This window comes from Pseudoteredinibacter isoporae (genome assembly GCF_040372805.1).
GTDB lineage: Bacteria > Pseudomonadota > Gammaproteobacteria > Pseudomonadales > Cellvibrionaceae > Pseudoteredinibacter > Pseudoteredinibacter isoporae_A.
Genome location: NZ_BAABWJ010000001.1, coordinates 19,226 through 43,292, shown reverse-complemented (window position 1 = coordinate 43,292; position 24,067 = coordinate 19,226). Strand labels below are relative to the sequence as shown.

Sequence of the window (24,067 nt, the reverse complement as noted above, 5' to 3'; positions counted from 1 at the left end):
GGGAAAAACCATCCATGGGGATTGTTTCGCTCGTCTAAGCTTTGAATCTATCCGGGAAGCAGTGCAATGAATGAAGATCTGAAAGCGGTATTTGATAGTCGCCCACCTTTGGTGGTGTTGGAAAGTTACGACGAGAAAACGGCTTTGGATCAAATCTTGGAGCAGGGCAGGCCAAAGCGTCAGTCCGTGTATCGCTGGTCCGTCACCGATGGCTTGACTCGCCTGACCTTTGGTTCACAGATCAATCTGAATTCCAGTACGACGGAGCCTGAGAAAGTACTGGAACATATTAAAACAGCCAGCAAGCCAGGCTTGTTCGTACTCTGTGATTTTCATCCGTACTTCAAAGAAAGCCCTAAAATCATCCGTCTGCTCAAAGACATCGTGTTGAATCATGCCGCCATGGCGCATTGCCTAGTATTTTTGAGCCATAAAATCGAATTGCCTCCTGAGTTGGTGCGCTACAGTGCGCGTGTCGAACTGATTCCTCCCACGGATGATGAGGTCATGAATATTGTGCGTGAGGAAGCGACGAAGTGGGCTTCAGAGCAAAGCGCCGATCGAGTGAAAGCGGATCAAAAAGCGCTGGATATGTTGGTGGCGAATGTCCGAGGCCTTGGGCATCAGGAAATTCGTCGCTTGGTTCGGGGTGCCATTGCAGATGATGGCGCAATCACCGAGGACGATATCCCGGTGTTAAATCGCGCTAAATTTGCTCTGATGGACATGGAGGGCGTGCTCAGTTTTGAGTATCGAACCGCAAAATTTGCCCAGGTCGGTGGCTTGGACAATTTGAAGCTTTGGTTGAAACAACGACAGCAAGCCTTTTTAAAAACGGGCAGCAGCGACGCCAAAGATACGCCAAAGGGGATGTTGATGCTCGGTGTGCAGGGCGGCGGAAAAAGTCTGGCGGCCAAAGCGGTGGCTGGCATGTGGGACCTGCCATTGCTGCGTTTGGATATGGGCGCACTGTACAACAAATACTTTGGCGAAACCGAACGTAATCTGCGTGAATCATTGTCATTGGCCGACAATATGAGTCCCTGCGTCTTGTGGCTGGATGAAATTGAAAAAGGTTTGGCCCAGGGCGGTGAAGATCACGGTACCTCTAAGCGGGTTCTGGGCACATTACTGACTTGGATGTCAGAGCGCGATAAGCCGGTATTCATTGTTGCTACCAGTAATGACATTAGCGCGTTGCCTGCTGAGTTGGTCCGCAAGGGCCGTTTCGATGAAATCTTTTTTGTGGATTTACCTGGGCCGCAAGCACGGCAGAAAATTTTTGAAATCCATCTGGCCAAGCGCGGTTATCGACTCGAGTTGGATTGGCCGGTTTTGCTGCGCGCCAGTGAGGGTTTTACCGGTGCTGAAATCGAACAGGCGGTCATTGCGGCGGGTTACAGCGCGGGTGCTGACAAGCATGATGTTACATGTCTGTCGACAGATCAGCTGCTGGCGGAACTGTCTGTCAGTGTGCCGCTGTCACAGACCATGTCTGAGCAGGTGAGTGCCTTGAGGAGCTGGGCCCAGGATCGAGCCGTACCGGCCTAATGCCTTCAGGGCTGCATAGGTTCTGTGCCCGTAAACCCAAAAGGCCAGCGTTAAGCTGGCCTTTTGGGTTTTCAGGAGAGGCGTGTTGAATTACGCTTCTTCGCGAGCAATAGCCCGGTAGCCAATATCGTTACGATAAAAGCTGCCGTCCCAGTGAATGGACTTCACCAGTTTGTATGCTTCGGCCTGTGCTTCGCTGACTGAATCTCCCAGTGCGGTTGCACAGAGAACGCGTCCACCGGCAGTTACAACATGGCCGTCTTTCATCGCTGTGCCAGCGTGAAAGACTTTTGCGACATCACTACCGCTGTTTTCCAGTCCGTGAATGACGTCGCCTTTGTTGTAGCTGGCTGGGTAGCCACCTGCGGCGAGCACCACACCCATCGCGGCGCGGTTGTCCCAGTTGGCCGTTGCTGAATCGAGGGTTTTGTCCAGAGCAGCATTGCACAGTGCGACCAGATCCGATTGCAAACGAATCATGATAGGTTGCGTTTCCGGGTCTCCAAAACGACAGTTGTATTCAATGACTTTGGGTTGGCCGTCGGCGTTGATCATCAAGCCGGCATACAGGAAGCCGGTGTAGTCATTCCCTTCCTTCGCCATACCTTCCACGGTAGGTACAATGACTTGCGCCATAATACGATCGTGAATTTCCGTTGTGACGACAGGTGCGGGAGAGTACGCGCCCATGCCGCCGGTATTCGGGCCGGTATCACCATCACCAACACGTTTGTGATCCTGGCTGGTGGCCATCGGTAAGATATTCTTGCCGTCAACCATAACGATAAAGCTGGCTTCTTCCCCATCCAGAAACTCTTCAATCACGACGCGACAGCCCGCATCACCGAAAGCGTTTCCAGACAGCATGTCTTTTACGGCGTCTTCGGCTTGCTCCAGGGTTTCGGCAACGATGACCCCTTTACCGGCGGCCAGGCCATCGGCTTTCACAACAATGGGCGCCCCTTTTTCTCGCAGATAAGCCAGTGCAGGTTCCACTTCCGTAAAATTTTGGTATTCGGCAGTGGGAATGTTATGGCGAGCTAAAAAGTCTTTGGTGAACGCTTTTGAGCCTTCCAGCTGGGCTGCACCTTTACTTGGGCCAAAACAGCGTAGCTGACGTTCAGCAAAGTAATCGACAACACCATCAACCAAAGGCGCTTCAGGGCCCACAATGGTTAAGCCTACGTTGTTCTGCTCGGCGAAATCAGCAAGCGCTTCAAAATCACCAACGCCAATGGCAATGTTCTCAAGCTTGTCTTCCAGTTCTGTACCGGCATTACCTGGGGCCACAAATACTTTTTCAACACCAGCGCTTTGCGCCGCTTTCCAGGCCAGGGCATGTTCGCGCCCACCGGAACCAATAACCAATATATTCATAATAAACGTCAGGTATGAGAGGGAAAGAGTTTGAGCAAGCAAGCTGACTCTTTTTCCTTCCAGTTAATTAAAGTCACCACTCATTAATTCAGGCATTAATAAGAAGCTAAGTGGTGGATTGGTCTTTCTGACAAGGTGCTCCGGCGCTCAGGGCGGGAATGTATCCAAACATGACCGACTGAGTTCCGAAGCCTGGGCTGTCATCGCGCCCTTAAAACCTTAATGACGGAAGTGTCTCATTGAGGTAAACACCATTGCCATGCCGGCCTCATCGGCCGCCGCAATTACTTCCTCGTCGCGGATGGAACCGCCGGGCTGAATAACGCAGCTGATACCAACCTTAGCCGCGTTATCAATGCCGTCGCGGAACGGGAAGAAGGCATCGGAAGCCATGCAACTGCCATTCACCTCCAAACCAGCGTGCTCGGCTTTAATGGCTGCAATGCGGGCTGAATTAACTCGACTCATCTGTCCGGCACCCACGCCAATCGTCTGGCCGTTTTTACCGTAGACAATGGCATTGGACTTAACCATTTTGGCCACTTTCCAGGTGAACAGCAGGTCGCGAATTTCTTCTTCCGTAGGTTGACGTTTGGTCACGACTTGCAGATCACTGGCGCCAACCATACCGAGGTCGCGGTCTTGAACCAGCAGTCCGCCAGCAACACGCTTCAGGTCGAAGCTTGGTGCCGTTTGACCCCATTCGCCACATTCGAGCAGGCGAACATTTTTCTTTTCAGCAACGGCTGTCTTGGCTTCCGCACTGATGCTCGGAGCAATGATCACTTCGACAAACTGCTTGGCGCAGATGTTGGCCGCGGTCTCTGCGTCCAGCTCGCGGTTGAAGGCAATGATGCCGCCAAAGGCTGATTCAGGGTCGGTAGCGAAAGCCAGTTCATAGGCACTGTTAATGTCAGATGCGACGGCGACACCGCAAGGGTTGGCGTGTTTTACGATCACGCAGGCGGCTTCGTCGAAGAGTTTGACCGTTTCAAGTGCCGCATCGGTATCGGCGATATTATTGTAAGACAGTGCTTTACCTTGAATTTGTTGTGCGCTGGCGATGGTGCCAGGGGCAGCATTTTTTTCAACGTAAAACGCGCTGTCTTGGTGAGAGTTCTCACCGTAACGCATGTCCTGAGCTTTGACGAATTGACTGTTGAATGTGCGGGCGAACTTCTCATTACCACCGGGTACCATGCGACCAAAATAATTTGCGATAGCGCCATCGTAAGCGGCGGTATGCTCATAAGCTTTGATGGCCAGATCGAAGCGCGTGGCTTGACGTGTCGCACCGTCATTCGCTTTCATTTCAGCAATAATGGCTTCGTAGTCGCTGGCGTTAACCACAATGTTCACGAAGGTATTATTTTTTGCGGCTGCGCGAACCATAGTAGGGCCGCCGATATCGATGTTCTCGATGGCGTCTTCCAGACTGCAGTTTTCTTTAGCAACGGTTTGCTCGAAGGGGTATAGGTTGACGACAACCATATCAATGGCGTTGATGCCGTGTTCGGCCATCACACTGTCGTCCTGGCCGCGACGTGCCAAAATGCCACCGTGCACTTTAGGGTGCAAGGTCTTCACTCGGCCGTCCATCATTTCCGGAAAACCGGTGTAATCGGACACTTCGGTGACGGCAATGTTGTTTTCCTGCAACAAGCGAAAAGTTCCGCCAGTGGAAAGCAATTCAACGCCCATGGCGCTGAGTTGCTGGGCAAATTCAACAATACCTGATTTATCGGACACGCTGATTAGCGCGCGCTTTACGGCAACCAGGCCTTGGTCATTGCTAGAGCTCATGGGTAGATCCTGTCAGTGATCAAATAGGAAATCGGATAAATGACCCAATAACGATTTACAGTAAGCCGTACTGCTTTAATTTTTTACGCAGGGTGCCACGATTCAAACCCAACACCTGTGCGGCTTTGGTTTGATTGTGACGAGTGTGTTTCATGATCACTTCCAACATTGGAGCTTCGACTTCAGCCATAACCAGCTCGTATACATCGGTTACGCTTTGGCCTTCCAAGTTGCGGAAGTAGTTTTCCATCGCAATTTCAACGCTGTCACGCAGAGACTGGTTGCGGCTGGTATCGGTCAGCTGGTTAGTCTCAACAGGCGTGTTCGCTACTGGAGCTTCAGTTGCGAAGGTTTCTACGCTATTCATGCGGCTTGTTCCTCTTTAGTCTTGATTAAGTCGTCGAACAGCTGTTCGACATAATGCTGTTGTTGTTGGCTGTCTTCCAAGCGATTAAAAGTCTGGCGCAAGCCTGACCAATCGAAAGCAGCCCTTTGGGTATCTTCAGACAGTGTCTGCAAATACCAGCCCATATGTTTACGGGCGATGCGCAAACCGAGGTAGTCACCGTAGTATTGGTGCAGGGCCTCGAGATGCAGGGTAATCGTTTGTTGAATGTCGGAGAGCTCGGCCGCTGGCGCTTCGCCATGCCCGGCCAAGTAGTGATTAATATCGCGAAAAATCCAGGGGCGCCCCTGGGCTCCACGGCCAACCATAATGGCCGCAGCCTGGGTGTAGTCCAACACTTGTTTTGCTTTGCGGGCGTCGTTGATGTCGCCATTAGCAATGACGGGAATCGATATGGCCTGCGCAATGGTGGCTATCGTGTCGTATTCAACATTGCCTTTAAAGCGACAGGCACGACTGCGGCCATGCACAGTGAGAGCCTGGATGCCGGCATCTTCTGCAATGCGGGCAATACGCAAACCATTCCGTTCCTCTGGTGACCAGCCGGTGCGAATTTTCAGTGTCACGGGTACATCCACTGCGGCGACAACCTGGTGCAGGATGTCGGCAACCAGCATTTCGTCACGCAGTAGGGCTGAGCCAGCGGCTTTGTTGCAGACTTTTTTAGCAGGGCAGCCCATGTTGATGTCGACGATTTGGGCTCCGTGCTCAACGCAGGCTTGCGCCGCCTGGGCCAGCATGGTGGGTTCGGCGCCGGCAATTTGTACGGCTCGGGGTTCGGCTTCGTCTTTGTCAATCAAGCGTTGCTGGGATTTACGGCTGTTCCAGAGCTTGATGTCGGAGGTCAACATTTCGGCCGTTACCATACCAGCACCGTACTGCTTGCACAGTCGGCGGAAGGGTTGGTCTGTAATACCAGCCATAGGCGCCAGTACTGCTGGGCTTTGGATCTGATATGGGCCGATATGAAACAAGTTTCTTTCCTGCAAGCTGGTTCAAGACCTTATCTAAGCCTTTGTTTTCAATGCGCTTTAGATTATGGTCGGTTTTTGGGGATCTGGTGATTGGCGAGCAAAATGAGCTGCTTATTTTTCCACCAGGCTCCCGAAAAAGGGCGCATATAATACCTGTAGAGCACCCGCTTAGGGAAGTGGGAATTTGTTCGATTTGCCGTTTTTTTGATCGGCCTTCAGTAGGTCGGAATGACTGTCGCCTGAATTTGCATGTTGATCGTCAGTGAAGCGGGCTTGCTGGAGGGGAATTGGCCATGCCCCCAGCTTCGGCTTAGCGAACGTCGACTTTGTAGTTCACGGCTTCATTGCCAGGATCGACAATATCCAAAGAGAGATGGATGGGACGTTGGATGGGCATGCGACTCGCCCCTGCCAGTTCGCCGGCAAGATATTCTGAAGGACGGAACACGCGGCTGGCGAGTGCTTTGCCTTGAATATCACTGAAGGTGAGTTGAATGTCGGGGAACTCCTGCTCAAACTGTGCGAGGTTCAGTAGCACCATGTCGACGACCAGAGCGTGTTCGGTTTCCGGGTGACTGCGAACGACCAAGTTTGAGGCTTTGAGCTTGCTCAAATCGATTTGCGGTGGCAGTGAACAAGACAGGATGTTGCAGGCGATTTGGTAATAGCCACGATAAGGAGGTTGGCGATTGAGATCGTCAAACTTAATCCAGGCCAATTGACCCACCGCCAAAAGCAGTGCGAGCGCAGCGCCGGTTCCCCATAGCCAGTTCCAATTGGGTTTTTCCTGGCGGAACTCCATTTCCAGCGGTTCGGGCTCGATGCTGTCGATCATTTCGGCTTTGCTGGGCTCTTCCTGTTGGGGAATAATGTGAGCGTCCAGTTCAGGCTCTGTGTCCTCTGTGTCGGCCGATGTTTCCTGCGTGTCGTCTTCCTCTGTGGCACCACTGAAGCTGCCCTCGGCACTCGCCATCGCCGAATCGGTGTCAGTGTTGTTCTGCTCCAAATTAAATTCGCTGTCCGCCGCGAGGCTCAGGTGACCACTTTCAATGGACTCCATGCTAAGCGCATCTTCCAGTTCTGAGCTCAGATCCAGCCCACTGAGTTCAACTTCCTGTGGGTGGGGATCGTTATCGAGATCAGGCGCGGGGCGGTCATTCAAAATTTCTTCTAGAGGACTGCTGTCCTCCATGGTGCGGCCATCGAGCACCTGCTCGATCTTGGATGGCTGGTTGAGGTCGCTGGCATTGTCCAGCTCCTTCATCATCATATCGAGCGCCCAGCTCTCATCCTGTTCGCTGTCGTTTTCCTCGGGTAATTCAGGGCTGAACGCCTGGGGGAGGCTGCGATTGGTTTCCGGCTTTTGATTGAAGGGCTCGGTATCGTCGTCGATAAAACGGGGTTCTTCAGACGAGTTCGGTGCGCGGGTTTGAGCGGGCTCGTTGTATGCGGGCGGCTCGGCCGGGATGTCTTCTGCGGCTGCTTGTTCCGCGTCAGATTCGGCCTGCTCGTCTGTGTCAGATGATGCTTCGGCCGGTGTCCCAGTGGCTTCTTCCAGGCTTTGTTCGGCCAGCTCACTCAATTCATCAAAAAAATCACTGTGGTTGTCGAGTTCTGCGGAAGAGGGCGGTGCTGTTGGTGCTTCGTCGTTGATTGGAGCAAGCGGGGGTTCCGGTTCCAATTCGGATAGCGTTGCGCCCGTGTCAGCAATGTCAAAGGAGCTGATGTAGTCATCCGATGGTGCTTCACTGGGGGGTTCGATATCCAGATTGCTGGCAAAAGCGGCCTCAAGTTCCTGATCCAGCTGTTCTGCGAGTTGTTGATCGACCTGTTGGAATGGGTCTTCATCCAAATCGCTGGCCAGCTCCTGAAAATCCTGGATTGAATCTGGATCTTTCCGATCGGTATGGTCATTGGGGTACTGGTCCCAGCTGGGTAGGCCATCCAATGCATCTCTGTTGTATGTCGGTACTTCCCTTGGCTCTTCCCTTGGCTCTTCTCTTGGTTTTTCGGGAAGCGAATGGGTGTCGATCTCAAAAACGTCGGCGCTGTCCTGTTCGCTCTGACCGAGTGTGTCGGTCGTGGAATCTGGCTGCGGGCTGCTGGTTTGCAGACCGTCTAACACAATATGATCGGTTGCCTTAAACACTTGCAGGCAGGAACCACAGCGCACAGCGCCACGGGCGCTGGCAAGCTGCTGGCTGTTCACATTAAATGCGGTGCTGCAGGCTGGGCAGCGAGTGATCATGGTATCCACTGTGGTCTTGTTTGTTCCTGATCTTGTCCATCTCGGGCTGACACTGTTCGGCGTCAGCAATTCGATCAAATGGTTTACTTAGTGGCCGACAGTGTAGCGACTCTATGGAAAATGGGCCACTCCCCCATCCTGTATTCCAGGATCAGTTCTTGATTTTGGTTGCGGTAAGGCACACCCACTCTTCGTGCTGCTTGGGTTCGTCGAATTTGAACCAAGGGCGATAGGCCGCCATAACCACTTCGGCCTGATTGAACAGAATGCCGGAAAGACAAAGTTTTCCACCCAGTTTGGTCAGCGTGCTTAAGTTGGGAGCAAGCTCAGCCAATGGGCCTGCGAGAATGTTGGCAAGCATGACATCGGTAGCTTCCTGGGGACATTTTTCCGGCAGGAAAACGGTGATGGCATCTTCTGGTAGCTGGTTGCGCTGGCTGTTTTCGCGTGTCGCGATCAGGGCTTGTGGATCGATATCAACGCCGATGGCTTTGTTGGCGCCTTTCAGAAGCGCACCTATGGCTAAAATGCCGGAGCCGCAGCCGTAATCGATAATGTCCAGGCCCCTGAGTTCCTGAGCGGCCAGCCACTGCAGGCACAAATACGTCGTCGGGTGTGTGCCGGTACCGAAAGCGAGGCCTGGATCAAGCATTAAGTTAATCGCCGCTGGTTTAGGGGGGGCTATCCAGCTCGGACAGATCCAGAAGTCGTCGGCGCATTGAATGGGGTGGTAGTTTTTCATCCACTCCCGCTCCCAGTCTTTATCTTCCAATTGCTCCCAACGACCTGATATATCTTGTTGGGTGAACACCTCAGAAACCGCCTGAGTGTCGATATCCGCTTCATACAGACCGGTGACCCGAGTTTCCAGCCACAGGGGAGTTTCGCCAAGTGCCGGTTCCAAAATGGGTTGATCTGCATTATCTTGCAGAGTGACGGATACCGCTCCGGTCGCCAGCATCAGATCTTCGATGGCTTCGGCTTGATTGCGGTTGGAGTCAATTTTAAGTTGTAACCAGGGCATAGTGGGTCTCAGTACGGGTTGCTCTGTTGAAGGCTATAATGAATAAGCGGCGCTATTATACTTAGCGTAAATATAATGCCTAGCAGCTGGCGGGGAAACGGGTGAGGAATATGGAGCAAGAAAAACGCTCATCGCGTCGGGTTAAGGTTCTTTGCCGAATGAAAATCTATCATTCGAGTTTTGGTGAGAAGGAAGTGAATACCCGAGATGTTTCTGATGAAGGTCTCTTCTTATTGTTGGATGCGGAAATTCTCCCGCCTATGGGGACCATTATCCAGGGGCAGGTGCTGGGGACCGCAAGACCGCAATCGTTACTCGATATGGAAATCGTGCGTTTCGAAGAAGCCGGCGCTGGTTTTCGAGTATGCAAAGCGGACGGTCATCCCGGATTGTCTTCCAGTCTAAGAGATTTGGGTGTGTAAGCCAGACCGCTGCCGAATGATGTCGGTGAAATATATTGCCGTTGCCATTTGGCCTTGCGTATCAAAATAATGACAAAACGCCAGACTTAAGTGCCGTGGACAAGTATATCGACCATGGTTAAGCTGCGTTTCTATTTCAAGACCTGTTGCTGAAGGTAAGCTTGTGCCCTTTAAAAAATCCCATGTCCCTCCCGATTTACTGGAAAAAAACCGTCCCCAGCAACAGCGTGCTGTGCAGACCTATGAGGGGATTCTAAAAGCGGCCAGCGAATTGCTGGTCGAGCTCGGTGTGGAGCGCATTTCAACGAATCTCATAGCGGAGCGTGCCGGGATCACAGTGCCTGCCCTGTATCGCTATTTTAAAAATAAATACGCCGTGCTTTATGCTTTGGGTGCCCGCTTGATGGATCGCCAAAACCAGATTTTGGTGGAGTGGCATGAAACCTATTTTGATCCCAGTGATCCTGAAAAGCTCTTTACGGAAGTGGAAGGTCTGGTACGGCAAACCTATGATGTCACTTGCGAGCAGCCGGCAAGCTTGGCGGTGTTGTCGGCTATGCGTGCGATCCCCATTTTGCAGGAGGTGCGCCTGCAGTCTCATAAGCGCATGACCCAATGGCTACTGTCTCAGTGGCAGGCCTACTACAAGGTTGATGAGGATGAAGGGCGCATTGCGCTGCAAAGTCGTTTGTCCATGGAGGTGGCGATGGCTGCGGTGGAGATGGCCATTGAAGACGATGATACCTCGGCAGATGTTGCGGTCGAGGAGGCGGCCAGAATTATCGTGCTGTATTGGCGCGATATGATAAAAGGCCTCGAATACATTGGCCCTTAAGGGCTTGGTGGGCGGATAGCTCGCCGTTCGTTTCTCGTTCTGACGTTCAATGCTTGACCTGAGCAGCGTGTCGTCGTATCTTAAAAGTTAGTTATAACTAGTATATTCAATATGTCGTATAAACGGGCCTGAATATGAACAGCAAAAAAACCAATATTTTCTCCTTTGGGGGCGTTCTCGTCCTGATGCTGAGCTCCGCTTTGTTGCTCAGTGCCTGTGGTGGTTCAGAAGAGGCCTCCGAAACTGGCTCGGCCAAAACCTCGCTTCGTGCACTTGAACCGAGTGATCCTCAACTGGCTGCGATTTATCAACGCAGTTGCAAAGCCTGCCATGGTACGGGTGCACCCGCTATTCCTCAAAGTGGCGATGTGGTCGCCTGGGCGCCACGCGCGGAGAAGGGCATGGAGGTGTTGTTGGATAACGTCATTAATGGTGTTGGTGGGATGCCTCCTCTAGGGATGTGCATGGATTGCGAGCCGGAGCAATTTGAAGCATTGATTCAATTTATGGCAGGCGATGCGCTTTCCCAATAGGTCGACTGAGAGGCCGAAGGGCTTTCAAGACACGATGTTGAGAACACGGTATTCAAGGTAAATCATGAGTAATCGAAGACAGTTTTTAAGTGCCCTGGTGGCGGGCGCTACCGTTGCAGCGGTAAACCCAAGTATCAGTTTGGCGGCTTCCGCAAGCCGTTCTGGAGATGCCGCCGGCGATGCGGCGACGAAAAAAAAGCGTCGTATCCCCTGGCGTAATTGGTCCGGTTCGCAGCAGTGTTATCCGGCCGCGCGAAAGGCGCCTTCATCGCTTAATGAGCTCCAGGAGCTAGTGGCAGGCGCCGAAGGCATTGTGCGGCCAGTCGGTGCAGGGCATTCCTTTATGCCTTTGGTGCCCACGGATGACACGATTATTTCCCTGAGCCGACTGACGGGAGTCATCGACCACAATGCGATGGATAACACAGCTCGCATCTGGGCAGGAACACGATTGGGCGACATTGGCGGCCCACTTGCTGAGCGTGGCCAGGCTTTGATTAATATGCCTGATATCGACGAGCAAAGTCTGGCAGGTGCATTGGCGACGGCCACGCACGGCACGGGGGCTTCCCTGGGGTGCATGTCGAGTTATGTGGAAGGTCTTCAGCTTTTGACAGCCAGCGGTGAGGTTTTGGAATGCAGCGTGCATGAAAATGCCGAAATATTTAAAGCTGCTCAAGTGAGTTTGGGGGCTTTGGGAATCGTGACACAGATTCGCATGCGTAATGAACCGCTTTATCGTTTGCGCCGCGAAACCGAATGGATGCCGGTAGAAGATATTCTGAGTCAGGTGGATAAGCTGGCGGACAATAATCGGAACTTTGAATTCTATTATATTCCTTTTTCGGGCATGGGTTTTACGGATGTGCATAACATTACGGACGAGCCACCTTCACGCACGGAAGAAATGGACCAGAATGACGGCGCCAATACTTTGAAGAGCGTACGTGACTGGTTGAGCTGGTCGCCGAAAATTCGCGAACTTATTTTGTCTTCATATATGAGCAGCATCGATAAAGAGGTGGTGGTCGCCAACTCCTGGGAGAACTACGCTAAAGAGCGCAATGTGCGCTTTAACGAAATGGAGTATCACCTGCCGCGGGAAAGTCTGGTGCCGGCCTTTAAAGAAATTCGTGCCGAAGTGGAAAACAACTTTCCAGAGGTGTTTTTCCCCTTTGAAGTACGAGTCGTCAAGAGCGATGATATTTGGTTGAGCCCTTTCAGTGGTCGGGAGAGCTGTTCAATTGCTGTGCATCGTTTTTTCCAGGAAGATTTTAAGCCTCTGTATGCCGCGGTAGAGCCTATCTTTAAAAAATACGGCGGCCGCCCACACTGGGGTAAATTAAACACCCTGAGTGGGAATGAATTGGCGAAGCTGTATCCCCATTGGCAAGATTTTAAGGCTGTGCGTCAACAGTTGGACCCTAATGGAAAGTTCTTGAATCCTTATCTAAAGGGGCTGTTTTCATAAGTCGTCATCGAAAGATTGCGGGCTCAAATGTGGAAGTTCAACATGCAGAAAACCAAAAGAAATATGTTACTTGGCCTTGGTGCTGGAACCCTTGCCGCAGTGGCCTTGCGTCCAAAGGATAAGGGTGGAGCTCACAGTGATTATTTTAAATCCTTGAGTGTGGGGCTGGAGGACGCCTCGCTGGCACAACCCAGTTTGTTGATCGATAAATCCCGTCTCCATAAAAATATTGATACGCTCACGAAGCATATTAATGGCCGTTTTCATTTCCGCGTGGTAGCTAAGTCACTGCCGTCTGTAGACCTGTTACGTGAGGTTATGGAGCGTGCCAATACCAAGCGTTTGATGCTGTTTCATCAGCCTTTTGCAAACCAGGTGGCGAAAGCGTTTCCAGATTCGGATGTTCTGTTTGGCAAGCCAATGCCGGTTGCCGCTGCACGAAACTTTTATCAGCAGTTAGAGGGTGAGTTCCAACCTCAGCAGCAAATGCAATGGTTGGTTGACAGTCCCAGCCGATTGGCCCAGTACCAAGCGCTCGCAGAGGCGCTCAAGCAGCCCATGCGAATCAATATTGAAATCGATGTCGGCTTGCATCGTGGTGGTGTTAATAATGAAGCCGACCTCCTGAGTATGCTGACGACGATCAAAGACAGTACTTTGTTGAATTTTTCCGGTTTGATGGGGTATGAACCTCATGTAGTGAAACTGCCAGGGGATGCGCTATCCCATCGCGATAAGGCGATGGCGGAGTACCAAAAATACCTGGATGTTGCCGTGAATGTTTTTGGTGGGAAAGACCCTGAGTGGACACTCAATGCGGCGGGCAGCCCAACCTATCAGTTGTATGATGAAGGTGAATTTCCCCATAATGAGCTTGCAGCGGGCTCCTGTTTGGTTAAGCCGACAGATTTCGACCTTCCTAGTCTGGCTGATCATCAAGCGGCCTCTTTTATTGCTACGCCGGTGATTAAAGCCCTCCCTAGTACTGAGTTGCCCGGTGTGGCGGCACTAGGCAAGGTAATGGCCTGGTGGAACCCGAATCGCGAACGCAGTTTTTTTACCTACGGAGGGTACTGGAAGGCGCTGGCTGAGTCGCCAAAAGGTTTGAGTCCGAATCCGGTATTTGGGCGTTCAACAAATCAGGAAATGCTCAATGGTTCCCGCTCGGTGGAATTGCAGGCGGATGACTGGGTGTTTCTGAGACCGACCCAGAGCGAGTTTGTGTTTTTGCAATTTGGGGACATCGCTGTTTTGGAAAACGGTCGTGTCAGTGAGCGGTGGCCGGTGTTTCAGCAGCAGCTGTCATGAACTGACGGTGTGATGAGTTGAGCCGCCAAGGTTCAACGTTTCCCAAGAGTCTTTGGGCAGCTTATAAATCCAGTTGGGATCTCAGCTCGGCCATACGCTTGAGGTTTTCCTCTTTCGACAGGGGCTCGCCCACTTCTTCTGGCAAGGCTTTTTGTTCGGGCATGCTCAGGGTGTTGCCCGCTAAAACCTGCTCGCAATATTTTTCATAGCATTGTTTAAAAATAGGAAAGGCGGTTTTCTCTGCATTACTGGCGAGCATAAACCAGCCAGCCTCTTTCCCGGCCAAATATACAGCAGGATGGCTCCATTGCACTTCTGCTTTGGGGCTGGGAGCGCCACAGGCTTCCTGATAAGCGCTGTATGGTGCGGGTAAACCATGCTGGGAGGGTTCACCTTCGCAGGCTCGTATCATTTTATTCAGCGTGGGAAGGTAGTCGGAGGTTTCCATGACCCGTTTGGCGCCGCGCAAAATACTGTCGTTATCAAAACGCTGCAAACCGTCCAGCCACAGCCGTTTGGCTTGCCCGAGCAGCTCGTCACTGCCAAAGGCGCTGTGGTACTGGTTGTGGTAATTGATGCGAAACAGGCTGAAGACCTGATTGATGGTCTCTTTACGGCCCTGGATGTCTTCGCTGTTTTGATTACCAGGATGTGTCAGTGAGGTCTTCGACAAGGCTGCGTTCTCTTGTGCTGCGTGGTTGTTGGCCGTTGGTGGCAGAGTTGGGCTGCAACGTTTTTTGCTGCAGCTTATGCTGTTGTGCCCAATGGTATTTTACATGCTGTAAAAATTTTGTGTTCCAGGAGCTGTGAGCCTGCTTGGTTTCCTTCCAGTACAGCACAAACTCGGGCAGCTGTCGTCGGGCAAAATCCATGTCGATATTGGCCATGCCTAAGATATCAAATACATCTGCGCTGGGTTGCCAATTGTCGGCAATGATCTGCGGGTTGGCATCGTTGACGACCGAGGACTGGAATCGCGCCCATTGTCGACGAACATGTTGAATGAATTTGGTGTTCCAGGTGTCTGCGCTGGTGCCTTTTTCGTGCCAATACAGAATAAACTCCGGTATGGCGTCTTCAACAAATTGCGGCGTGATGCCGGCGTGTTTGATCATCATCTCCATCGCTTCGTGGCTTGGGCGCCAGTTGAAATCGATGGGGCGCATTTGATCGCGTTGATGCGTGAATGTTTCACGCTCACGCCATTTATGAATGACGCGATTGATGAATTTAGCACTCCAGGATTTATGGGATTCACCGCTGTCACGCCAGAAGGTGACGAATTCGGGGATCTGTGCCCGGGCAAAATGTTCGTCAACATTCATCTGTCGTAAGCGCTGCAGGGTGTCCGAGTCCGGCTGCCAGTTGGGGGCAATCAGAGTCGCGCCGGCTTGAGCGGCCTGTCGAGGGCCGGTGGAGACAATCGGCAAGCCCGGCTTAGCGTTCTGGAAATGGCTTGGCGAATTCGATTGCCCTTGCTGGTTTACAAAGCAGAACAACAAAACACCGCTTTGTTGAAAGGGAGCTGAAGCGATATGGATTAATCCTTTAGCGGCCAGGCTTTTACTGACGCGTTCAAGATCCAGATCACTGAAAAACGGCAGGCGTTTCTGTTGATCCTGCTGGTTCAGTGACCAGAACTGCTGCTGGTCGGGTTCGCGAATATCGGCGAGCTCGGATAGAGCGGCAAACAGGCAGGCCTCCTCAAGACCGATGGTCGAAGCCAGGCCGGGGGAGACAGGTAAAATTCGTTCGTGGTCAAATGGGGAAATCATGGGCCAATATTACCATCGATTGGCTGGCTAGGCTTGGAAAAATCGTGCACCTCGAAGCAAAAGGCATTGGCGTTTAATCGTGCTTCTGATCGGCGCAGAATACGATGGGAATGGCGTACTCGTCTCTCCGGGCTGAGGTATACTGCGCTGCTGGAAAAGACAGTAAGGAACTCCTACGTGGCCAAAGCTAAAACCGCTTATGTTTGCAATGATTGCGGCTCCGACTATCGCAAGTGGCAGGGGCAGTGCAGTGATTGTGGTGCCTGGAACAGTTTGTCCGAGGTGAAAATTGGGCCAAGCCCAAGTAATCGAGCGGCGAAGTTCGAGGGCTATGCCGGTGCCGTGGATGGCGGCGTGAAAACCCTGGCGGATATCGATCTGCAGGATGTTCCGCGATTCAGTTCGGGGGCTGGAGAGTTCGATCGAGTTTTGGGTGGCGGCTTGGTCCCTGGCTCTGTTGTGTTGATAGGCGGTCACCCAGGGGCTGGTAAATCCACCTTGCTGTTGCAAACCATGTGTTTTTTAGCTGAGCAGCGAGAAGCGCTTTACGTCACAGGGGAAGAGTCATTGCAACAGGTGGCCATGCGAGCCAAGCGACTCGGCCTGCCCACTGACAAGTTAAAAATGCTGTCGGAAACCAGCGTTGAGGCGATTAGCACTGTGGCGCAAACCCATAAGCCCAGCGTCATGGTAGTGGATTCCATTCAGGTGATGCACTTGGCGGATATTTCTTCGGCCCCGGGCAGCGTCTCCCAGGTTCGTGAGAGTGCGGCTTATCTCACGCGTTTCGCCAAGCAGAGCGGTACGGTGCTGATTCTGGTCGGGCATGTCACCAAAGATGGCAGTCTGGCTGGACCCAAGGTGCTTGAGCATATGATCGACTGCTCCGTTCTGCTGGAGGGGGGGCATGACAGCCGTTTTCGCACCATGAGGGGGAATAAGAACCGATTTGGCGCGGTGAACGAATTGGGTGTTTTTGCCATGACCGAGCAGGGACTGAAAGAGGTCAGTAATCCCTCTGCTATTTTCCTCCAGCGGGGGGAAGAAGCGTCGGCTGGTTCTCTGGTGATTGTGGTTTGGGAAGGCACACGCCCATTGTTGGTGGAAATTCAAGCATTGGTGGACGACAGTCATCAGGCAAACCCTCGCCGAGTTGCGGTGGGTTTGGATCACAATCGTTTGAATATGCTGCTGGCAGTACTGCACCGCCATGGCGGCATGATGGTCGGAGATCAGGATGTCTTTATTAATGTCGTGGGTGGTGTGCGAGTGATGGAGACCAGTGCTGATCTGGCTTTGTTGCTTGCGGTGATCTCCAGTTTTCGAAATCGCGCTCTCGATCGTGGGTTGGTTGTCTTTGGTGAAGTGGGCTTGTCGGGTGAGATTCGCCCTGTGCCCAGCGGCCAGGAGCGCCTTCGCGAAGCAGCAAAGCATGGTTTTAAGCGCGCTATCGTTCCGATTTCCAACTGTCCGGCCGAGCCAATTGAAGGCTTGAAAGTCCTGGGGGTGAAAACCTTGCAAGAAGCGATCAGTGCTTTGGGAGATTTCTAGCGATCCTGTTGTCATAAGCAGCCCGCTGATGCCGATAAACGGTGGCTTGGTCAGCGGCTTTGTTGGATGAGTTGGAGTTTCGAAAAGGCTGAGTATCAATACACTATGCGGTGTTTTATACTGCGCGCTTTTGTTTCGCCCATTGGGGCTACAGCAAGCCTTTGAGTGACTTCTAATTAGCACTTTAGATGTAAAAACACTCGATATTTGAGGCGGGTGGTGGTACCGATTTCAAATGGCGATCGACCCTTGAATCTTAGGAGTAATGGATGCACATAAGCTCATATGACCATATGAAGCGCGTTGCCGAAAAATACCTGGACGCTGACGAGAAACTGACCATTTATGATCTGGGCAGTTACGATGTGAACGGCAGCTATAAGCCTATTTTCGATAATCCAAATTGGCAATATACCGGCATTGACCTGGAAAAAGGCCCCAATGTGGATATCGTCCTGACAAACCCTTATCGCTGGCCTTTGCCCTCGAACAGTGCTGATGTGATTATTTCCGGCCAGGCTTTTGAGCATATCGAGTTCTTCTGGGAAACCTGGATGGAAATGGAGCGAGCCCTGAAACCGGGTGGCCGTATCCTCTTGATTGCCCCTTCACGTGGCCCTGAGCACCGCTATCCTCAGGATTGCTGGCGCTTCTACCCGGACGGCTATCATGCCTTGGCCAAGTTTGGTGGTTTAGGGTTGGATGAGGTGACGACAGATTGGGAACCCCATGAAGCTGAATGCAGCCATGCCTGGGGCGACACTGTAGGCGTATTCCATAAACCGCAACGCCGTTTGCGTGGACGGATAAAACGCAAGGTTTTGATGTCTTTAAGAAGACTGCTGTTTCGTTTGAGTGTGTAAGCAGCCCAAGCGTACGCGAATCGGGCAAGATGCCCTGACTAATGAACTGAGAAGACTCTGTGGAAGATAAGCTGCAACAAAAGATTGGCCAGCAGTTAGTGGCCGCCGGCAAGGTATCCAGCCGTGATATTGACCGTGCTCTGGCCGCCCAGGAAGAAATGGGGGGGTACTTGGGGCAGGTGCTGGTCAGCCTGGGCTTAATTTCAGAGCTGGATCTCCTAAAAGCACTCGGCCAACAGCTGGGTAAACGCCTGATTGGCAGCGATGATTATCCTGAAGAGGCGATCAAGCTGGACGGTCTGGCCGAAGAGTTTTTGCTCAATAATTCCGTGGTTCCGGTTGAGAGCCGCGAAGGTGCAGTGGTGTTTGCTGCCTCTGTGCCTCAGGACCCCTTTATTAATAAAGCGCTCAAACTGGCATTGGGGCGCCCGGTAACCATCGAATTTGGCCTCGACAGCGACATTACTGCGGCGTTGTTGAAGTATCGCGAAAGTGATGATGACGAGGAGCTTGAAGAAGGCGGTGAAAGCTTTGTCGGCGACGATGAATTTATCGAGCATCTGCGTGACTTGGCCAGTGAAGCGCCGGTTATCCGAGTGGTGAATCAGATTATTCACCAGGCGCTGGATCTTGGCGCATCAGATATTCATATTGAGCCTTTTGATGACGGTCTGCAGCTGCGCTATCGAATTGATGGTGTCTTGCAGGATATGCCCGATCCTCCATCCCCTGATTTGTCTGCGGCCATTGCCTCTCGGATCAAACTGCTTGCGGGTTTGAATATCGCCGAGCGTCGTCTGCCTCAGGATGGTCGTATCATGACCCGTGTAAAAGGGCATGAACTGGATTTACGTGTATCGACAACGCCGACGGTTCACGGCGAAAGTATTGTTATGCGTGTGCTGGATCGCCAGAGTATCCAGCTCAGCTTGCAGAGTATGGGCTTCAGTGAAGATACCTTGAAGGTCTATCTCGATTTATTGGCCAGGCCTCATGGTGTCTTGCTGGTCACAGGCCCTACCGGTTCTGGTAAAACCACGACCCTGTACGCGTCATTGGCGTCCATGGATGCAGCGGCCTCTAAAATCATCACCGTAGAAGATCCGGTGGAATATCAGTTGCGAGGCATTAATCAGATTCAGGTGCAAAGCCAGATTGATCTGACCTTTGCGGCCGCACTGCGCTCGATTCTGCGTCAGGATCCAGACATTATTATGATTGGTGAGATGCGTGACACCGAGACCGCCCAGATCGGCGTTCAGTCTGCTCTCACTGGCCACTTGGTTTTGTCCACTCTGCATACTAATACCGCGGCAGGTGCTATCACGCGATTAGAGGATATGGGTGTTGAACGCTACCTGATTACGTCATCGGTGAACGGTGTGCTGGCTCAGCGACTGGTCAGAACCTTGTGTAAAGAGTGTCGTGAGCCTGTCACGTTATCCGCTCAGGCCAAGCGCGAAGCGGGCTTGAATCGCTTTATGCCAGATGGGCAGGATACGATTTATCACAGCAAGGGTTGCCCTTCCTGTAAGCAAACGGGGTATCGTGGCCGAACAGCGATTCATGAATTGTTTGTTATGGACGGTCAGATGCACCGCGCCATTTTAGATGGCGCTGATGCGACTCGCCTTCATCAAGAGGCCCGCCAACAAGGCATGATCACCCTGTATGAGGATGGTCTGCGCAAAGTGGCCGAAGGTGCAACATCCCTTGAAGAAGTGTTGCGAGTCACACAAGATCAAAGTGATGACGATCAGGGGGCCGAATTGCGTGCCGTTGATGCTGGCGGTGTGAGCAACTGATCATGGCAGAGTTTTCCTATAAAGCGGCGGATCGCCAGGGCGCGATGGTGCATGGGAATATCAGCGCCACCAGCAAGGAGCTGGCCGTTCGCAGCCTCCGGCAGCAGGGATTGACCCCGGTAACCGTCAATGAGGGTGCTCAGAAACTCAAAGCTGACCCCTCAAGTGTTCGGCTGTCCCGTGAGCAGGTGCTGAATCTCACTTCGGAATTGTCCGTACTGCTGCGTGCCGGTCTGCCCATTGATCGTGCATTGAAGGTGCTGATCGATATGAGTCAGGAAGATGAGCCCAAAGCGGTGTTGGAAGCGCTGTTGAAAACAGTTAAAGGCGGAAAGGGACTGAGTACCGGGCTGGAACAGTACGAACGCGATTTCGGTGGTTTTTATGTCAATATGGTCCGATCAGGTGAGGCCAGTGGCAATCTTTCCCATGTGCTGCAACATTTAACCGAATATCTGGAGAATGCTAAGGAGGTGCGCTCCAGTGTGGTTTCGGCACTGATTTACCCGGGTATTTTGATGGGCGTGGCCGTGTTGTCCATCGCTTTTATGTTGGGCTTTGTTGTACCGCAGTTCGAATCCCTCTTTGCCGATATGGGGGACGCATTGCCGGCGATGACCGCAGGAGTTCTTGCTGCGGGTGATTTTATCAAAGGCTGGTGGTGGCTGTTATTGTTACTGATCGCCGCCGCCGTTTGGTACGTTCGCCATTGGGTTAACACTGAAGAAGGTGAATACCGTTGGCACGGAATTTTGCTCAGATTGCCGATCTTGGGTGGTGTGTTGTTTAAGTATGAGATGGCCAATTTTTCTCGCACGGTGGGTACTCTGTTGGGGAGTGGTGTCTCCCTGCTACAGGCGTTGACGATTGGCATCAATACGGTGGGTAATCGCCACGTAAAAGAATCCTTGGAGAATTTACCGCCAGCGGTCAAGCAGGGCGGCCGTATATCGGCAACGATGGAATCAAGTGGCAGCTTCACGCCCAAAGTGGTGCAAATCATTCGAGTGGGCGAGGAGGCAGGCAGCCTTGACGAAATGATGTTGGAATTGGCCAGAGTGTATGACGACGATGTTCAAGTGGGGGTAAAGCGAGCCCTAACTTTTATCGAGCCTGTGTTAATTCTATTTATGGGCGGCGCTATTGCTCTTATTATTATCGCTATTTTGATGGGGATTATCTCCGTTAACAATCTGGTTTAAGGCTTGTCGCGCCGAGATAAGTCGTGGCAAATCAAGCTGTAGAGTAAAAGGATGGAAACCGTGAAAAAAACTATGAAATCAAACAAAGCTCAAGGTATGACTTTGATTGAGCTGTTGGTGGTGTTGGCAATTTTGGCAATGATTGCTGGCTTGGTTGGCCCGGCCATTCTTGATCAGTTGGATGGCGCTAAACACAAAACTGCCGGCATTCAAATCAAAGATCTGGAATCCGGCCTGGAAATTTATAAATTGGAAGTGGGTCGTTTCCCCAGTTCTGAAGAAGGGCTTCAGGCTCTGGTTAGTAAGCCCAGTAACGCAAAGGGTTGGAATGGACCTTATTTGAAAGGAAAAGAAGTACCTCAGGATCCGTGGGGGCGTGACTTTGTATATAAATACCCAGGGGCTAATGGTGGTATGGAAATTATTTCCTACGGCGAAGATGGCCAGCCTGGTGGTGAGGGCGACAGCTCTGATATCAGTAACTGATCCTTTGGCTCAACGATAATGACTCGCCGGCATGTTATAGAAGGCTTTTCGCTTATTGAGCTTATGGTGGTTCTGGCGATTATGGCTGCTGCTGCCGGTGCGGCTTTGCCGGCGATGGGGCGTATGTATGATGCCATGCAGTATCGTGATACCGTGCGCTCTATTCTCAGCAGTACGAAAGCGGCTCGATTTAAAGCCTTGAGTACAGGGCGTTCCGTGGACTGGGTATACAACGCTAATGCCCGAGAAATTTCTGTAAACGATAAGCTCCAACAGACACTGGATGAAAGTTTTTCGGTGCAAATTACTTCGGCTCGAGACTTGAGTGGCGATGATCGCCGGGCGGTTATTCGCTTCTACCCTGATGGCAGCTCCAGTGGGGGGGATGTGCGCATCGAACATGAAACCGGCAAGGGCATGCAAATAAAAGTCGACTGGCTATTTGGGCGAATAAGTCAGCACTCTTTGGATGAAGAATTTATATGATTCGCAAAGCGTGCCGAGGCTTCTCTCTGCTTGAAATGCTGGTGGCGATGGCTGTGCTTGGATTCAGTTTGGGGGCGCTTTATCAAGCTGTCGCGGGGGCAAGCCGCAACGTTCATCTGGATGAGCAATATACCTATGCCTCGGTGTTGGCTGAATCATTGTTGGCCAACTATCAGGTCGTCCCGATAGAGGGGATGCAGGAGAATGGTGAAACAGACGGGGGCTATGCCTGGCAGGTAGTGGCCCAGCCGAACTCGGGTGATTACCCTGAAAACATGGCTTTGGGTTCCCTGCAAAATATTGAAGTGAGAGTCTCTTGGCACGATGGTGAGAAAGAACGCCAATTTCAACTCGAATCTATAGTGCTGGGTGCGGAGTCAGAGCAATGATTTCTCCAAACAATACGAATCGAGAATATGGCTTCACTTTGGTTGAGATGTTGATTGCCTTAGCGGTTCTCTCATTGATCAGCTTGGCGGCTGTGAGTGCCATGCGCAGTTTTGCTCAAAGCCAAGAAGCGGTAGAGCGCAAGATTATCAAAACTGAGTCGATGCGCTTAACTTTGGCGTTTCTGAAAAGAAGTTTGACCCAGGCGACATCAGTACCGCGCTCTGGAGGTTTGCAAAGTTATTTTGGTGGTCAGAAAGATGAGTTGATTTGGGTGGCCCCATTGAATCATGTGGCGGCGACGGGTTTGCAGATCATGCGCTTGTCAGTTGATGACGATAGCGAGAAAAAGCCACTGGTATTACAGATGTCGCCCTATGTAAATGCGAACAGCCGACCTGACTGGGATCAGGTTGAGAAGTTCGTGTTGGTCGATGAGGGAGCTGAGCTGGAGATCGGGTATAGAGGGGGGCATCAGTCCGATTGGTCGGAGCAATGGGCCTATTCAATGACTTTGCCCAAATTGTTAAGGCTTAATATTGCACGTGAAAAGATCTATTGGCCTGAAATGGTATTGGTATTGAATAGCAGTTCCAGGGCCAGTTTCTGATGTCGCGCTTGGGTATCGATAAGCCTGGAACGCCAGATAGAAAAGCAAACCAAGGTTTGGCTTTGGTTATGGTGCTCTGGCTGGTTGCCGCCATGTCGCTCTTGGTTGCTGGCGTTTTGTATAGCGCCAGAATGGATGTCAAACAGGTACAGCTGCAGAGTAAGTTTGCCAAGTATGAGGCACTTGCTGATGGTGCCGCAAAACTGCTATTGAGGGACTACAAATTTGCTGAAGAAGAGCAGCAAGAGTTAAGGGGCCCTTATCATTGGCAGAGTGAGTTGTTTGGCGTGGCTGCGAATGGCCGCATGGTATCGGTGAAGGGCCTGATTGATCTGAACTCCGTTGGTTTGGAGGCAATGGCGCAGCTGTTGTCAGTGAGATTGGAGATGGAGCCAGAGCGAGCTTTGGAATTGTCTCAAAATTTGATTGACTGGCGTCGCCCGGTCAGCGGTGAATTCACTGGCCTGCATGCGGAGTATGAGGCCTTGGGTTTGCCGGTTCCTCGCCATGACCGCTTATTGTCAGTTGCGGATTTACTGGCGGTGAATGGTTTTAACTTTGAGATGTTGCAGAAATTGCAGGATGTTATTTATGTTGAGCGCTCTATTAGTGGCGGTGTTGATCCATCCAGCTCGCCTATAGAAGTATTGAGCGTATTGGCGAACGGGAACCAGGAAGTGGCGCTGAACTACGAAACTATGCGCGCAGAGGCCGAGGACAGTTCGGAGTTACTCAATCATGCTGAGTTCAATGCGGATTTTTTCGGTCAGAATGCGTCAACTTTGGTGCGTCTGGATATTGAATTGCGCGTTGAGCAAGAGATAATGACGCGCCGATTGTGGGTGGATACGGCAGGTTTTACGAATTCAGTGCCATGGGAGATCATTCGAGCTGAGCCTATGAGGGTTTCCCAGTCAATTAAACAATCTGGTTCGAATTAGAGGTCCAGA

At 51.9% G+C, this 24,067-nt stretch carries 23 protein-coding genes and 1 pseudogene; 15 read left to right on the top strand and 9 right to left on the bottom strand.

Annotation, left to right across the window (positions count from 1 at the left end; all coding sequences use genetic code 11):
* The first annotated feature begins 66 nt into the window (after positions 1–66).
* The gene (locus ABWW03_RS00200) at positions 67–1,551 is read left to right on the top strand and encodes an AAA family ATPase (RefSeq protein ID WP_353405664.1); all 1,485 of its coding nucleotides are present in this window, start codon (positions 67–69) and stop codon (positions 1,549–1,551) included.
* Positions 1,552–1,641: 90 nt separating this feature from the next.
* Here ABWW03_RS00200 and purD read toward each other — a convergent pair whose 3' ends face one another.
* The 7 genes and pseudogenes from purD to prmA all read right to left on the bottom strand — a co-directional run bounded on the left by purD (position 1,642) and on the right by prmA (position 9,383).
* Positions 1,642–2,928, bottom strand: a complete 1,287-nt coding sequence (gene purD, locus ABWW03_RS00195) for a phosphoribosylamine--glycine ligase (protein ID WP_353405663.1) — start codon at positions 2,926–2,928, stop codon at positions 1,642–1,644.
* A gap of 219 nt (positions 2,929–3,147) precedes the next feature.
* Positions 3,148–4,731: a bifunctional phosphoribosylaminoimidazolecarboxamide formyltransferase/IMP cyclohydrolase gene (purH, locus tag ABWW03_RS00190; protein WP_353405662.1), complete on the bottom strand. Its 1,584-nt coding sequence runs from the start codon at positions 4,729–4,731 to the stop codon at positions 3,148–3,150.
* 55 nt (positions 4,732–4,786) lie between these two features.
* Positions 4,787–5,098, bottom strand: a complete 312-nt coding sequence (gene fis, locus ABWW03_RS00185) for a DNA-binding transcriptional regulator Fis (RefSeq protein WP_166849727.1) — start codon at positions 5,096–5,098, stop codon at positions 4,787–4,789.
* Positions 5,095–6,102, bottom strand: coding sequence for a tRNA dihydrouridine synthase DusB (gene dusB, locus ABWW03_RS00180; protein ID WP_353407098.1), 1,008 nt, complete (start codon positions 6,100–6,102; stop codon positions 5,095–5,097). Before dusB ends, fis begins: the two co-directional genes overlap by 4 nt.
* A pseudogene (locus tag ABWW03_RS00175) lies at positions 6,071–6,136 on the bottom strand (hypothetical protein); the annotation flags it as partial. The gene dusB and the pseudogene ABWW03_RS00175, both read right to left, overlap by 32 nt.
* Positions 6,137–6,421: 285 nt before the next feature.
* Positions 6,422–8,359 carry a DUF3426 domain-containing protein gene (locus ABWW03_RS00170; RefSeq protein WP_353407096.1) on the bottom strand — a complete coding sequence of 646 codons (1,938 nt, stop codon included), beginning with the start codon at positions 8,357–8,359 and terminating at the stop codon, positions 6,422–6,424.
* Positions 8,360–8,510: 151 nt separating this feature from the next.
* On the bottom strand, positions 8,511–9,383 hold the full coding sequence (prmA, locus tag ABWW03_RS00165) for a 50S ribosomal protein L11 methyltransferase (protein WP_353405661.1): 873 nt from the start codon (positions 9,381–9,383) through the stop codon (positions 8,511–8,513).
* Between the two features lie 110 nt (positions 9,384–9,493).
* Here prmA and ABWW03_RS00160 point away from each other — a divergent pair, with 110 nt between their 5' ends.
* The 5 genes from ABWW03_RS00160 to ABWW03_RS00140 all read left to right on the top strand — a co-directional run bounded on the left by ABWW03_RS00160 (position 9,494) and on the right by ABWW03_RS00140 (position 13,952).
* A complete protein-coding gene (locus ABWW03_RS00160; protein ID WP_353405660.1) occupies positions 9,494–9,805 on the top strand; it encodes a PilZ domain-containing protein in 312 nt (103 codons plus the stop codon).
* Between the two features lie 163 nt (positions 9,806–9,968).
* The gene (locus ABWW03_RS00155) at positions 9,969–10,640 is read left to right on the top strand and encodes a TetR/AcrR family transcriptional regulator (RefSeq protein WP_353405659.1); all 672 of its coding nucleotides are present in this window, start codon (positions 9,969–9,971) and stop codon (positions 10,638–10,640) included.
* Between the two features lie 134 nt (positions 10,641–10,774).
* A complete protein-coding gene (locus ABWW03_RS00150) occupies positions 10,775–11,173 on the top strand; it encodes a c-type cytochrome (RefSeq protein ID WP_353405658.1) in 399 nt (132 codons plus the stop codon).
* A 64-nt stretch (positions 11,174–11,237) separates the two neighbouring features.
* Positions 11,238–12,644: a D-arabinono-1,4-lactone oxidase gene (locus tag ABWW03_RS00145; protein ID WP_353405657.1), complete on the top strand. Its 1,407-nt coding sequence runs from the start codon at positions 11,238–11,240 to the stop codon at positions 12,642–12,644.
* 42 nt (positions 12,645–12,686) lie between these two features.
* Positions 12,687–13,952 carry a DSD1 family PLP-dependent enzyme gene (locus ABWW03_RS00140; RefSeq protein ID WP_353405656.1) on the top strand — a complete coding sequence of 422 codons (1,266 nt, stop codon included), beginning with the start codon at positions 12,687–12,689 and terminating at the stop codon, positions 13,950–13,952.
* Between the two features lie 61 nt (positions 13,953–14,013).
* Here the strand turns inward: ABWW03_RS00140 and ABWW03_RS00135 are convergent, their stop codons facing one another.
* Positions 14,014–14,625: a replication protein P gene (locus tag ABWW03_RS00135; protein WP_353405655.1), complete on the bottom strand. Its 612-nt coding sequence runs from the start codon at positions 14,623–14,625 to the stop codon at positions 14,014–14,016.
* Complete coding sequence (locus tag ABWW03_RS00130) at positions 14,594–15,727, bottom strand: DnaT-like ssDNA-binding domain-containing protein (RefSeq protein WP_353405654.1); 1,134 nt, start codon at positions 15,725–15,727, stop codon at positions 14,594–14,596. Before ABWW03_RS00130 ends, ABWW03_RS00135 begins: the two co-directional genes overlap by 32 nt.
* 177 nt (positions 15,728–15,904) lie before the next feature.
* Here ABWW03_RS00130 and radA point away from each other — a divergent pair, with 177 nt between their 5' ends.
* The 9 genes from radA (at position 15,905) to ABWW03_RS00085 (ending at position 24,058) form a co-directional block, all read left to right on the top strand.
* Positions 15,905–17,278 (top strand): DNA repair protein RadA, encoded by a 1,374-nt coding sequence (radA, locus tag ABWW03_RS00125; RefSeq protein ID WP_353405653.1) that lies wholly within the window; start codon positions 15,905–15,907, stop codon positions 17,276–17,278.
* Between the two features lie 269 nt (positions 17,279–17,547).
* The gene (locus ABWW03_RS00120) at positions 17,548–18,141 is read left to right on the top strand and encodes a class I SAM-dependent methyltransferase (protein WP_353405652.1); all 594 of its coding nucleotides are present in this window, start codon (positions 17,548–17,550) and stop codon (positions 18,139–18,141) included.
* 59 nt (positions 18,142–18,200) lie between these two features.
* Positions 18,201–19,946 (top strand): GspE/PulE family protein, encoded by a 1,746-nt coding sequence (locus ABWW03_RS00115; RefSeq protein WP_353405651.1) that lies wholly within the window; start codon positions 18,201–18,203, stop codon positions 19,944–19,946.
* Between the two features lie 2 nt (positions 19,947–19,948).
* On the top strand, positions 19,949–21,148 hold the full coding sequence (locus ABWW03_RS00110) for a type II secretion system F family protein (protein ID WP_353405650.1): 1,200 nt from the start codon (positions 19,949–19,951) through the stop codon (positions 21,146–21,148).
* Positions 21,149–21,220: 72 nt separating this feature from the next.
* Complete coding sequence (gspG, locus tag ABWW03_RS00105; RefSeq protein ID WP_353405649.1) at positions 21,221–21,634, top strand: type II secretion system major pseudopilin GspG; 414 nt, start codon at positions 21,221–21,223, stop codon at positions 21,632–21,634.
* Positions 21,635–21,652: 18 nt separating this feature from the next.
* Positions 21,653–22,120, top strand: a complete 468-nt coding sequence (locus tag ABWW03_RS00100) for a GspH/FimT family pseudopilin (RefSeq protein WP_353405648.1) — start codon at positions 21,653–21,655, stop codon at positions 22,118–22,120.
* Positions 22,117–22,509, top strand: a complete 393-nt coding sequence (locus tag ABWW03_RS00095; protein ID WP_353405647.1) for a type IV pilus modification PilV family protein — start codon at positions 22,117–22,119, stop codon at positions 22,507–22,509. The genes ABWW03_RS00100 and ABWW03_RS00095 overlap by 4 nt, the downstream gene beginning before the upstream one ends.
* Entirely contained in the window at positions 22,506–23,117 is a 612-nt protein-coding gene (locus ABWW03_RS00090; protein ID WP_353405646.1) for a prepilin-type N-terminal cleavage/methylation domain-containing protein, read from the top strand. The genes ABWW03_RS00095 and ABWW03_RS00090 overlap by 4 nt, the downstream gene beginning before the upstream one ends.
* A complete protein-coding gene (locus ABWW03_RS00085) occupies positions 23,117–24,058 on the top strand; it encodes a hypothetical protein (RefSeq protein ID WP_353405645.1) in 942 nt (313 codons plus the stop codon). The genes ABWW03_RS00090 and ABWW03_RS00085 overlap by 1 nt, the downstream gene beginning before the upstream one ends.
* Positions 24,059–24,067 lie beyond the last annotated feature (9 nt).